Here is a 12,176-nt window from a genome sequence, read left to right as displayed (position 1 = left end):
GACGCGCCTCAGATGCGGACCCCGGATATGCATGCCGTCAAAAGGAAATTCCGATTGTCGCGTTGAGACCGCCTTGACGGCGGCTCTCCCCGAAAGGGAACAAATAGCCAATTTGTGCAGTCAAGATGCCGTCAAAGGCGCGATAGAAATCTCCGCCCAGCCATGTGCGCGCGACCAGCGCCGGACCCACCCCAAAGGCAAATCGGCGGGTGTCCGCGCTATCATATGTCGCCATGCCCATTGCAGCCGCCCCGAGCACGACGCGGGAGTCAGCGTCCCAGTAGGAATAGCCAAGCAAACCCACCGCGTTCTGCAGATACCGACGCTCGCCGGCCCTGTAGGTGCCATAGGTCGCAAAGCTCGTCAGCGGCTGCCATGTCGTCTCATGGGGATAGCTCATGTCTGTCGGTTCGATCGCGCCCGCCGCTCCCGCGCTTGGGGCGCTCGAATAGGCGAATCCGCCGTAGCCATAGCCCCATGACAAGGCCAGCTGATTGAACGGCGCGTTTCGCGTGAAATAGTGCTGCCACTCAGCGCTCACCGAGAAATTGACGCCGTCGAAGGGACGCAAGCGCAAACCGAGCCGCGAATAGCTCTCGGTGAAGCGCGTCTGGTCCTGGGACCAAAAGCCGCCGATCAAACCCTCGAGGCCAAATATGTACGGCAGGTAGCGCCCATCGAATCGGATGACCGTTTCAAAGCTCGGCTGAAGTTGATGCCCGCCCCAGCGTTTTCGACGATCGGCGATGCCGTTGAACACCACATTGGTGCGAACGCTCGCATCCGCCTCGACAACCTGCGTTCTGATCACCTCTCGATCGCGGGCCGGCCGGGCTTTGAGTGAGGCATCGCTCGACCAGCGGTCGAGCGCTTCTCGAAAGAACTGCGACTCCTTAGAGCGATCGACATAGACGCTCGCATAGCCAGCGTTCAGCAACACTTCGCCGCTGCGCTCGAGCGCGAGGCTATTCTCAAAGGCCGCGACGGCGGCGGCATATTCCTTTTGACGCGCATAAAATTGGCCAAGCGTCGACCATCCGGCAGCGTAGTCAGGATGCGTGTGCGTGAAGTTGACGAGCTCGGCGCCCGCGCGCGTCACATCACCCTGTTTTTCGAATGCAGACGACCTGGCGGTAGCGATTTCGAGTTCGACCGCCACTCTTTGCGCCGGAGGCAAACCTCCCCGGTCAATCGCTGTCACAAAGTCCGCAAGCGCGCCAGCGACGTCTCCGAGAGTCTTACGAAGATAGGCCCTTTGCGCATAGGCTTGGCCCGTGGCCTTGCCGCGTGCGATGAGCGCGTTTGACGCCCGTAACGCCTCCGCCGTGTGGCCAAGCCCTGCAAGCGCGGCGATCGTCACGCGAAAAACGGCCTCGTCGGCGCGGGGGAAAGCCTCCGCCGCCCTGCCATAACGCAGCGCGCTCACCCAATCCCGAGCGGCCAGAGCCTTGAAGGCCTTTTCGGCGACGAGCGTGTAGCGCGCCTCGTCAAGCGCCCGCGTGACGTTGAGCTTCTGATCGGCCGGCAGGTCATATTTCAAGGCCTGCTCGAAATCTGCGGCGGCGCCGCTCACATCCTTGGCCTGCCGACGCATGAACCCGCGCTGTGCAAGAACCCCTGGGCTTTGCGGGAAAGACGCAAGGTAGCGGTTCGCTTCCGCAAGCGCCTCAGCTTTGCACCCTTGGCGAAGGAGCGCCGTCAAGAGGAGGAGAATAGGCTCCTCCGCTTGGGGATCGAGATCATGCGCCTCTCTTGCCGCACGCACAGCCTCGTCCAGCCGCCCCACTTTCAGCGCGTCATAGCCGCTGTTAAGCGCTTGCTGCAGAGGCGTCGCCTGCGCGCCGACCTGAGAACCGCCAGGTTCACTCGCGCGTTCCGCCTCCGCAAGCGCAAGTTTTAGCCTCTTCACTTGCGCGGGCTCGATATCCGGCTGCGCGAGCGCATCCCGAAAGTCCGCAATGGCACCGCTCAGGTCTCCAATCGCGCGCCGGCTGTACCCGCGCTGCGCGAGCAACGTCGAACTCGGCTTATTGTCCTTGATGAAGGCATCCGCTTCTTTTACCGCGGCTTTAGCCTGCCGGGATTTGGTCAAGGCCGTCATGAGCGCAAATAGCGGCGCTTCGGCGTTCGGATATTTCGCGCGCAGGTCGCGCGCCGCCTTCACCGCCCGAGCGTAATCGCGTTTCGCGATCGCTGCGTAAACCTGCGCAAGTTCAGCTTGCATAATGCTATCATGCTCAGCCTTGACAGCTTCTGCGAGCGCGTTGCGCAACGGCAACGTTTGGCTTGGCTCAATGTCGGGCGCGGCGAGCGCGGCTTCGAAATCCGCCGCCGCGCCTTTCAAGTCCTGCATGGCGCGACGCAAATATCCGCGCTGGGCGAGAAGGCGCCCGCTCGCCTTATTCTGCGAAATATAGCGATTCAACTCGTCGAGAGCCGCCTGAGCCCGGCCCTGTCGGCTAAAAGCTTCGGCGATAAGCCCGACGGGAGCTTCCGCATTTTTGTCCAGTTCGCGCGCCGCTCGCGCCTTCTCTATGGCTTCATTCAGCCGAGACTCGTTGAAGTCCTTATATGCGGCGCTCATTGCAAGGTCGAAGAGCGCGACGTCGACCGCGGCGGCCTGCTCTTGGGTCAACGCGCCGCTGTCTCGTGCGCTGCGCAGATCCGCCTCGGCGCCGGCGACGTCCATGAGTCGCTTGCGCAGATGACCGCGCTGGGCGATCAACGCCATAGAATGCTTATGGCTGGCGACAAAGTCGTTAATAACGTCAACCGCCTCGCCAATTCGCCCCAATTTGTTCAGAATGTCGGCCAGCAGGCGGACAGGCATCTCGTAATTGGGCGCGAGGCTTCGCGCGCGCTGCGCGTATTTGAGGGCGGCATCGTAATCGCCCTTGGCCAGACGCGCGAACGCCAGGGCAAGCTCTTGGTAGCCGGGCTGGCCTGGCCGCGGCTCCTCGCGAACGCCGTCGTTGTCTCCAGCGCGAGCAGCGGTTGGCGTCGTGGACGCGAGCGCCAGCGCCAAAAAAAGGATTGTTGCGCAAGGCCTTCGAAAAACCCGCCGCACGATTGCGCTCCATCAGCGTTGCAAAAGCCGAAGATTCCGACATCGGAATCTTCGAACGCGCTCACGCGAATCAGGAACGAAACGTATTGTTTTTGCTAACCTACAACCGTGAATGAAGCAAAATCGGGCGGAGGCGCGTTGAATTTGGGGCGCTGACTCTTCCCAAGGTCGCCGCATTCCTATGTTTTGATTCGCACTAGAAACTTAATTTAAAATTAATACTTAGGCCGATGGGGGCGCCCAGAAGGTTTGTACACGGAAACCAACTTCGCCGCCGATATAGGAGCAGAAGCCAAATGCAACTTATGGTGTTAATCCTCGTGCTGTTTACATTGATATCCCTCGCCGGATTCATCGGAGCGTTTTTTTTTGGCGCGGCGGGAGCCGTCGCACTGATGGTGCTAGGTTTATCTATCTCCTTTATCGGAATAGCTTTTTTTATCGGCCGCTAAGATGTCGAAATGTTCATTCGACAGCTCGGAAATTCTAAATTATACAGGCCACTAAACTGGCATCCCTGAGCAGAGTTGAGATGAACGAGTTGACAAACCTCATGAAAAGCGAGAGTCGCCTAACTCAATCAAAACTTTGCTGTTTATGCATCGTTGGGACGCGACCCGAAGCCATCAAGATGGGCCCTGTCATCGCCGAACTCAATCGTTCGGATTGGGCATTTCCCTACGTGGTGACGACCGGCCAGCATGCTGATGTCGTCGAAGGAGCCCTAAAGGATTTTGGCGTGGTTCCTTCGCGCCGGCTGGACCTCGAACGTCGAAACGGCTCGCTGAACGAGCTGTTCGGCAAGGTGATGGCCGAGATGGATCGCGTGATTGAAGAAGTTCGACCTGACTGCGTCATCGCCCAGGGCGACACGACGTCGGTTGCGGTCGTGTCGCTCGCCGCGTTTCACATGAACGTGCCTTTCATGCACATAGAGGCGGGTCTCCGCACGGGAAAGCTCAACGATCCCTATCCGGAAGAACTCAACAGGCGAATCGCCGGGCTGACCGCGGCCATGCATTTCGCGCCGACCTCAGCGTCGCTCAATAATCTCCTGCGAGAAGGCGTCGCCCCTGACGACTGTCTCGTCACGGGCAATACCGGCATTGACGCCTTGCTGCAGATGGCGGCGCACAAATTGCCTGCCCCGAAGGGGTTTCCGAATTTGCCGCGAGTCATTCTCGCAACGGCGCACAGGCGGGAGAGCTTCGGAGCGCCCATTGAAAACGCGCTACGGGGCATAAGGACGGCGGTCGACCGGCATGACGACCTCGGGGTGTTTTTCGTCAGCCATCCCAATCCGAAGGCTCATGAGCCGGCGCGCCGGATTCTTGGCGACCATCCGCGCATCGTGGTTACGGATGCGATCGAATACGCCGACATGGTCGCGGCGCTGAAGAGAAGCTGGATTGTCGTCACGGACAGCGGCGGCCTCCAGGAGGAAGCGCCCGCGCTGGGCAAACCCGTCCTCGTGCTGAGGAATACCACCGAACGGCCTGAGGCGGTTCGCGCCGGCGCGGTTCGCGTGGTCGGCACAAACTCCGCCGCGGTGTCGAGCGCGATCTCTCAGCTTTGCGACGATCCGGCGCGATGCGTGCGCGACTGGTGCGCGCGATTCCAGCATTGTCGGCGGCCTAGGCTGCTTCAGCGCTTCGCCTTGCCGCCCTTAGCGGCAAGGCGCACAAACAAAAAGTCCGACGCGCGCTCAATCTGCCGAACACGCGAGGCTGAAGAGCTTAAGGACGACCCATGTTTTTTGACCTGACCGACGCCACCGTCGCCTACGTCGATGCGCTCGTGGGACTTTTCATTGTTTTTGGCGTCGCCATTATTCTTTACAGCCTCGACGATGTCTTCATCGACGTTGTTTACTGGCTTATGAGACTTTCAGGAAGGATCCGCGCCGAACGATTTCAGTTTTCTGAACAGGCGCTGCTTGAGCAGCGGCAACGCCCCCTCGCAGTCATGGTGCCGGCCTGGCGCGAAGAGGCTGTCATCTACGAAATGTTGAAGACCAACGCCGTCCATTCCGCGACGACGGTTTTTTTTGTTGGCGCCTATCCCAATGACGCCGCGACTCAGCTGGAAGTGCTGAGGGCGGCGGCGGAACTTCCAGAAAATATCCGTCTTGTCATCGGTCCGCATGATGGGCCGACGACAAAAGCCGATTGTCTCAATGCGGTCATCGCGGAAATCGGCGAATATGAGAAAGCCTCAAACATAAAGTTTGAGGGATTTGTGCTCCACGACAGCGAGGATGTTATTCATCCGCTGGAATTTTCGCTATTCAGCGCGCTCCTCGCCAGCTTCGATTTCATCCAGATCCCCGTATATTCCTTCAGGCGCTCGCCCTTTCAGATGACCGCGGGCACCTATATGGATGAATTCGCGGAGTTTCATAATAAGGATCTGTTTGTCCGGCAGCGTCTTACAGGCGTTGTTCCGTGCGCCGGCGTGGCCGCATGCTTCAGCCGTAGAGCGATCGAAGCTCTGAAGTCGTGGCGTCGGGGCGAGGTGTTCGACCCGATCGCTTTGACGGAGGACTACGACGTCGCCTTCGCGATGAAATCGCTTGGCTTGAAGTCCGCGTTCGTTCTCAATGAAGCCCCCTATACGCTCGATATTCCGCTCGGGACCGATCAGGTGCAACGGATCGCAACGCCGCTCGCGATCGCGACGAGAGAAAATTTTCCGAGCGAATACCGGGCCGCCTACCGCCAGCGCGCGCGCTGGCTTCTGGGAATCGGATTCCAGGGAGCCGCGAAGCTCGGCTGGGGGAACACGATTACCGAGAGGATCTTTTTTCTACGCGATCGCAAGGGCATCCTGTCCGGCATCATCGCCGTCGTGGCCTATTTCCTCGCTTTCAACGCGGTTGCGATCCTTGTTCTTGGAACAGTGAGCGAAGAATGGCTCATCGCCGGCTACGCAATGCTCAACCCTACCCTGCGGCTGCTGTTCTTCGTCAATGTCGTCCTGCTCATCAACCGGCTCGTCCAGCGAATGATCTTTACGACGTCGATCTATGGGTTTGGCCAAGGGTTGATGTCGTCGCCGAGGGTCGTTTTCTCGAACTTCATTAATTTCTCTTCGGCATTGCGCGCGCTCTATATTTTCGTTTGGCGCCACAAAGTGCGCGGAGAACCGTTGAATTGGGACAAAACGAGCCACACCATTCCCGCCCAAAATGCTGAAGCAGTTCAAGCTTAAATTGAAGCATCTGGGTGGATGGCGGCCTTGCTGACGCGCTAATGATTTACGCATAGTCCGGCGGAGGCGCGAAACTGCCGAACTCCCGCTCAAGGAGTTCGGCGAAGCCGATCGTGGTGCGATCTTCAAGGTAAGGTCCTATGATCTGCACGCCAATCGGAGAGCCGGACTCGGTTCGATCGATCGGCGCCACGGTCGCCGGGAGGCCGGCGGTGGTGGCAAGCTCCGCCCACACAATTTGGGCGTCGAGGTAGGCGTAGGATCGGCCGTCGATCTCGATGCGCCGCGACTCGATCGGCGAATGATCGTGCGGAAAAGCGGGCGTCGGCATCGCCGGGCAGAGCACGACGTCCCATTCGCGAAAGAATTCTCGCCAGCGCTCCTGAAGCGCGCTCCGCGCCCCGTCGGCCGTGAGCCAATCCCGATGGCTGATGACCGCGCCGCGCGTACGTTCGGCCGCGAGGCTCCGGTTTCTCGGCGACAGCGCTGCGGCCGCGCCGCGAAGCCTGGCGTAGACGCTGGGGCGTAAATCCGCGCCCCAAAAGGCGGACAGCAGCCGAACATAGAGACGCGCCGATTCGGCAAGGTCGGGCAGCAAGGGACTCGCGTGCGCGAGTTTGGCCCCCGCACCGACGAGCCGCTCCGACAATCGACCAAGCGCCGCCCTCACCACGCCCGCGGTACGGCCAAGCGGATGCGTGTCGATGACGAGAACACGGAAGTCCTTGAGGGTGTCGTGCCGAGCGGGGCGCAAAGCCAGCCGGTAGCCGGCGCCGGCGCGTTCCTCGTCGGGTCCTGCGATCACATCGAGCGCAAGCGCGAGGTCCGCAGCGCTTCTGGCCATTGGACCGACAACCCCGAGATCGCAGTCGCGCGGCAAGGGCGGCGCGCCCGGCGGCGTCAGTCCGCGATTAGGCACAAGACCCGCTGTCGGCTTATGCGCATAGACGCCGCAATAATGGGCTGGCGCGCGCAACGAGCCGCCACGGTCGGAGCCGATCGACAGCGGCCCGAAACCGCAAGCAAGCGCCGCCGCCGAGCCGCCCGAGGATCCCCCTGGCGTGAGCCGAAGATTCCAAGGATTGTTGGTTGTGCCGTAAATGTCGTTGTAGGTCTGCCAATCGCTCAGCATCAGCGGCACATTGGTCTTGCCGAGGATGACGGCGCCCGCATGTTTTAAGCGCGCGACGGCCAAGGCGTCTTCTTGGGGCATGAAGCGCTTGAACTGCGGGTCTCCCCAGGTCGTCGGCAGTCCAGCAATGTTGAAGGATTCTTTTACCGTCATCGGGACGCCAAGCAATGCGCCCCTTTCTCCGCGAGACAGCGCGACATCGGCCGCCTTGGCCGCCTCGCGCGCGCGTTCGAAGTCTCGGGCAACGACGGCATTGACGCGCCGGTCCGCCGTCTCAATGCGCGCGATCGCGTGATCCGCGAGCTCCAGCGCGGACGTCTTTCGCGCCCGCAACGCGGCCAGGAGATCTTTGATCGTGCAGTAATCCCACTCCGATACGGGAAGGGAATGGGTCTTCTGAGCCAACGCCCCGCGCGACCATGGGGCGGCGGCGGCCGCCAGAGCGGTTGTCCCTGCGCCGATCAAAACATCGCGTCGTGATGCGCCAGTCATTGGACGATCCGTGACCGCCGATCAGTCAGTCGCGCTGGCGACTCGCCGTCAATCGGCGAGCGGCGTTGAATCGCTTTGAACGCCGCGTCCCATGGCGATCTGGCCGACCGACCCTTCGACGTGAAACGCGAGGCCCGTCATTTTCGCAAAGAGGTCGATGTCGCCGACGCCAATCGCGCAGGCGCCCATCTCCATCTCGGCGGCCATCAGATAGAGCGTCTGCATCACCACGCCGACATGTTTCAGAACAAGCGCATAGGCGAAGCCGCTGTATTTCCAGGACACGCGGCTAAAACGCGCCGCCATAGTGACGAGGACTTGCGGGACCGCCGGCGCGCCCATGGCGAATTGCGCGTCCTCCAGCATCGCCGTAAGCCAATGCGCCTTCGTCTCGATCAAAACAAGAGCGTGGCGGCTGGCGTCGTAATGATAAAAGCCGCGCGCCAAGCCCTCACATCTATCAACGGCGAGATAGAGCTCCAATTCGTAGCTCGCGCCGCCTGACGGATAGGGGCGAGGCGCGATCTCCAACTCCGGCTCATCCTGGCCTTCGTCGGGCGCGCGCTCTCGCGATATGATTCTTGCGGCGCCATCGAGCAGCCGCGCCACCTCCGCCAGCGTGATCGGGCGCTGCTCATCGAAGGCGCGAGTCGAGTGTCGGCGCCGCAGTAATGTTGCAAAAGCCGAAGGCGACGCCGCATCAAGCGAGGTCAAGTCGATCGCCGGTCCTGGCCAGCTCGGCCGTATCGCGGGCGGCAGCGCTGCGAGATGCGCATGGGCATAGATCCCGCCGGAGGGATTGGCGTGACGTCCATTCGTGCTGCGGGCGTGGAACAGTAGATCGTGGAAGTCCCATAAAACGAGATCGTCGTCGCCTTCGGCTGCGCGCGGCGCTTTGTCGGCGCCCGGACCGGGCGTGAACAGAATCTGGCTATCGAGGAGCAGCGCCAGCAGCTCGACTCCCGGAAAGTCGGCCAAGGCGCGAAGCTCTCTCACCTTACGCGCCTGCGACAGATGCGCGATCATTGCTGCGACGCTCGGATCGCACAGTCGGAAGAGCGCGCATGCGCGCGGCGACTCGAGCACCATGTCGTCGCCGCGCCGCCGCATATAGGCGAAGCGCGACAGCGCCAGAGCGCAATCCTCGTCGATCTCGATCATCCGTGGCGCATAATCGCGCATCTGCGGCTCGACGACGATGAGATCGGGACCGCTCGGCCCGCGCGCCAGGCGATATTCAACGAGTCCGTAAAGCGCCAGCCGCCGGACGAGTTCGCTCGTCTCCCCGTCCCGCGCCCCATCGAACGCCACGCCCGTCTCGAAGTCGGCGACGCGCTCCGTGACATCGTCGCCAAATTTTCCGAACTCCACGGCGCGACCGTCGAAAAGGGCGGAGACGCCGCCCGTGGCGTTGCGCTCGAGCGTGACGCCAGGATTGAGTCGCGCGAAGAGCCGTGCCGGCGGCGCGGGCGGTTGGGAGGTTTCGCTCAGCAAATTAGGTACGGGGGAACAAAGGGTTGACATCGGCTTCGCGCACCGGCCGCTTGCGCAGACCCAGCGCGATGGGCACGTCGTAGAGACGGCCGGGGCCGAAGCGGCGATAGAAATGCCGCAGTCCCGGAACAATCACCCGAACCACGGGCACATCAATATCCGGACGCGTCTGATCGAGGACGAGAAAATCATGTCCAGCCCGCGCGGCGAGCTTGACGCAGGCCAGCACCTGGTCGCGGCCGTCGAGTTGGGCGAAATTCTTGAACCGCGACCGACCGAACGACGCCTTTCCTTGCGGTCGCAAATAGGCGTGCTTACGCAACGGCAGAGGGTCGCTTCCATAATCGTCGTCGGGCCCGAACTCGGGGCGGCCGCCGAGGCTCTCGATGGCCAGAAACTGGTTGAGCTCGGTCATGGCGCGCAGCGTCGCGATCCTTGGATCGAAATGGGCGCCCGCCGCGACTTCGATATATTCCCGTCCATTCTCGATCCAATGGGCGACGGCGACGACGACGGGGATGCCAAGATCGCTCGTTACGTCCAGCGCCCAGACATCGCGGCCCATTCTGGCGAAAACGGCGCGCAGGTCGCGCACATAGCTGTCGCCGAGCTTGTCGAGATCAATCTCCGGACGACGCAAACGGTTGTACCACCAGATCGCATATGCGTCCCGCTCAATGAGTTCGAGGAAACCCTGAATGATGGCTTCCTCGATCGTATTGCCCGCCGCGCAACCGTTTGAATCGGCGCTGATCTGATTCGCGCAGCCGGACTCGTGGAAGAAATACAGAAGGCCGGTGGGAATGTATTTGAAGCATTCGTCGCGCAGCGACCACACGGGCGACCATTCCGTCTCCGCAGCGGGATCGAAGCGCTGTGCGCCCTCGCCGCAGCCGCCGCTTTTCGCGCCCTGCTCATATTGCGCGTCGCTATAAAGCAGGATGTCGTTGGGCAGGATCGCCTCGCCGGCCGGGAAATCCGTAAACCGTCTGACCGTCCTGATCTCGTCGCCCTGGAAAATCCCGCAGTAGCGCTCGATCGCCTCCATCAGCGCGCTGGCCTCGCCCTGTTCGGCGACGCTGCCCTTGCCATAGCTGTCTCCGCTCAGCCCGGCCTGTAGGGCGTCGACAGTTTCGGGGCGCGGCGAAAAATTGTGTCTGGCGACAAAGCTCGCATCGAGCGGCTGTTGGCTCTTGATCCGATCAAGATGCGACACGACGCCGGTCAGGGGGCTTACGTGCTTGCGATTGCGGGCAAGAGTGTCGCCAGGCGCGACCGATCTGTAGCCCCCGCTCGTGACGACGCTCGCGCTGCCGGCATGCAGCGGGATAGGCGCAGGCGTTCGCGCGGGATCGCGCAACTCGGGGTCGCCGCAGCTTGGGCATTGCGGCCGCGCGGGCACATAATGACGGGCGACCGTCGAGCCCATCAGATCCAGGCTCACGATATGCTGGTGCAGATCGGTGCGGAAGTCGCTGGCGATCGCCTTCGCGATCTCCGCGGCGGCGAGGCCAACGCCGCTCAGGCCGAGCGGATGGGCGCCGAGCGGCGAGACAGCGACGCAGCGCGCCTCCTTGCGGCCCAAGAACGCCTTGACCTGTCGATTCCAGTTCATGCGATCGGCGAGGCATCTCCAGCAGGCGCTCTTGCCCGGGCTGAAGATCGGGCCGACCAGCGGGAAAACGCCGGAAGGCTGCACCAGCAGCCAGTCCTGCTTCTTCTCGAGCCGCCGGCGGTTGAATTCCGCGAGCTGGCTTTCGAGATAATCGCCGACCAGCGCGATGGTCAGATCGCCTCCACGCTTCACCACCCTGACGCCGAAAACGTCCAGCGCCTCCTCTAGCGCCCGCGCGCCGCCGATCCCGATGGCTTCGATCTGAACGGAGACCTTCTGCAGATTTTTCGCGGCGACGTCGGGCTGCAGGCCGAGACTCGCCCAATAGGCCGCTGCAACGCCATCGGATGCATGCGTCGGGACGACGAAGCGGCGATCGAGCAGCCGCTTGAAGGCTTCGTCTATTGCGTCGACGGGAAACTCTGCGGAGAGCGCCTTGCGTATGGCGTCGGCGTCCTCTCCCGCGCCGATCCGCTCGGCCAGCGCGCAATAGAGCGCGCCACGAAGGAAAAACTTTCTGTCCTCCGAATAGAGACAGACAGCGTCAGGCGGCAGGACATAGACAGAAAAATTGGGCGAGAATCGAAGGGCGTCGCCTAACCGCTCTTGTGAAATCGGCTTCGGCGCAAGCGGTTTAGATACGTCAATCGTCATTTGGCTGTCGCGCGCCCCCGTCTCGTCGCGCCCAGGAGCGACGAGATTGTTCGATTCAGGAATCCGAGAGACGAACCTAGACCCACAGACGCGCGCGGAACACTATGTAAATGCTCCGCACGACCAAACTGCACGCCTCGCCTCGGCCTTCGGCATCGGCCCGAAGCGCTGGCGGCCTATCGAGACCGGCCGCTCAGCCGTCAAATGTGCAACGATGCGTTAACCGCAACCACGGCAGCCACAGCCGCGACAGCCACAGCCCCGGCATCCGCAGCCGCGACAGCCACAGCCGCGACAGCCACGGCATCCCCACCACCAAGCGACCTGTTCGGTCTTGACGGCCGGGACTTCTTCGCGATCGAAAAGGCGGAACGAATTCAGCCCCACGTCGAACACTTCCTGTTCGCGGAGGTCGATCGTACGCGTCCGGCTCGTGGTCGGAGCCGTCGACGCGTCAGCAGGAGAACTATCCACGCAGGCAGCGCCTGCGAGCGACAAAGATACACCCATCA

At 61.9% G+C, this 12,176-nt stretch carries 7 protein-coding genes; 3 read left to right on the top strand and 4 right to left on the bottom strand.

The window, feature by feature from the left end:
• Positions 1 to 37 precede the first annotated feature (37 nt).
• Positions 38 to 3,067 carry a bacteriophage N4 adsorption protein A gene (locus NEI07_RS01935; RefSeq protein WP_256032350.1) on the bottom strand — a complete coding sequence of 1,010 codons (3,030 nt, stop codon included), beginning with the start codon at positions 3,065 to 3,067 and terminating at the stop codon, positions 38 to 40.
• Between the two features lie 296 nt (positions 3,068 to 3,363).
• Between NEI07_RS01935 and NEI07_RS01930 the strand changes: the two genes are divergently transcribed.
• The 3 genes from NEI07_RS01930 to NEI07_RS01920 all read left to right on the top strand — a co-directional run bounded on the left by NEI07_RS01930 (position 3,364) and on the right by NEI07_RS01920 (position 6,277).
• Entirely contained in the window at positions 3,364 to 3,519 is a 156-nt protein-coding gene (locus tag NEI07_RS01930; RefSeq protein ID WP_256032349.1) for a hypothetical protein, read from the top strand.
• Between the two features lie 179 nt (positions 3,520 to 3,698).
• A complete protein-coding gene (wecB, locus tag NEI07_RS01925) occupies positions 3,699 to 4,832 on the top strand; it encodes a non-hydrolyzing UDP-N-acetylglucosamine 2-epimerase (protein ID WP_256032348.1) in 1,134 nt (377 codons plus the stop codon).
• The gene (locus tag NEI07_RS01920) at positions 4,817 to 6,277 is read left to right on the top strand and encodes a glycosyl transferase family protein (protein ID WP_256032347.1); all 1,461 of its coding nucleotides are present in this window, start codon (positions 4,817 to 4,819) and stop codon (positions 6,275 to 6,277) included. The genes wecB and NEI07_RS01920 overlap by 16 nt, the downstream gene beginning before the upstream one ends.
• Before the next feature lie 46 nt (positions 6,278 to 6,323).
• On the opposite strand, the gene NEI07_RS01915 is transcribed toward NEI07_RS01920, so the two are convergent.
• The 3 genes from NEI07_RS01915 to NEI07_RS01905 are packed head-to-tail and all read right to left on the bottom strand — an operon-like array spanning position 6,324 to position 11,664.
• On the bottom strand, positions 6,324 to 7,901 hold the full coding sequence (locus NEI07_RS01915) for an amidase (RefSeq protein WP_256032346.1): 1,578 nt from the start codon (positions 7,899 to 7,901) through the stop codon (positions 6,324 to 6,326).
• Between the two features lie 48 nt (positions 7,902 to 7,949).
• The gene (locus NEI07_RS01910) at positions 7,950 to 9,425 is read right to left on the bottom strand and encodes a SagB/ThcOx family dehydrogenase (protein WP_256032345.1); all 1,476 of its coding nucleotides are present in this window, start codon (positions 9,423 to 9,425) and stop codon (positions 7,950 to 7,952) included.
• On the bottom strand, positions 9,397 to 11,664 hold the full coding sequence (locus tag NEI07_RS01905; RefSeq protein ID WP_256032344.1) for a TOMM precursor leader peptide-binding protein: 2,268 nt from the start codon (positions 11,662 to 11,664) through the stop codon (positions 9,397 to 9,399). Before NEI07_RS01905 ends, NEI07_RS01910 begins: the two co-directional genes overlap by 29 nt.
• Positions 11,665 to 12,176: the final 512 nt, after the last annotated feature.

This window comes from Methylocystis suflitae, assembly GCF_024448135.1.
In the GTDB taxonomy this organism is placed as follows: domain Bacteria; phylum Pseudomonadota; class Alphaproteobacteria; order Rhizobiales; family Beijerinckiaceae; genus Methylocystis; species Methylocystis suflitae.
The sequence above is the reverse complement of the archived record's forward strand: the minus strand, read 5'-3'. Positions and strand labels throughout refer to the sequence as shown.

Bases quoted from the DNA above. Each gene is read 5' to 3' on its own strand.
- NEI07_RS01920 (WP_256032347.1), top strand. From the start codon at position 4,817: ATGTTTTTTGACCTGACCGACGCCACCGTCGCCTACGTCGATGCGCTC.
- NEI07_RS01910 (WP_256032345.1), bottom strand. From the start codon at position 9,425: ATGTCAACCCTTTGTTCCCCCGTACCTAATTTGCTGAGCGAAACCTCC.
- wecB (WP_256032348.1), top strand. From the start codon at position 3,699: ATGGGCCCTGTCATCGCCGAACTCAATCGTTCGGATTGGGCATTTCCC.
- NEI07_RS01930 (WP_256032349.1), top strand. From the start codon at position 3,364: ATGCAACTTATGGTGTTAATCCTCGTGCTGTTTACATTGATATCCCTC.
- NEI07_RS01905 (WP_256032344.1), bottom strand. From the start codon at position 11,664: ATGACGATTGACGTATCTAAACCGCTTGCGCCGAAGCCGATTTCACAA.
- NEI07_RS01915 (WP_256032346.1), bottom strand. From the start codon at position 7,901: ATGACTGGCGCATCACGACGCGATGTTTTGATCGGCGCAGGGACAACC.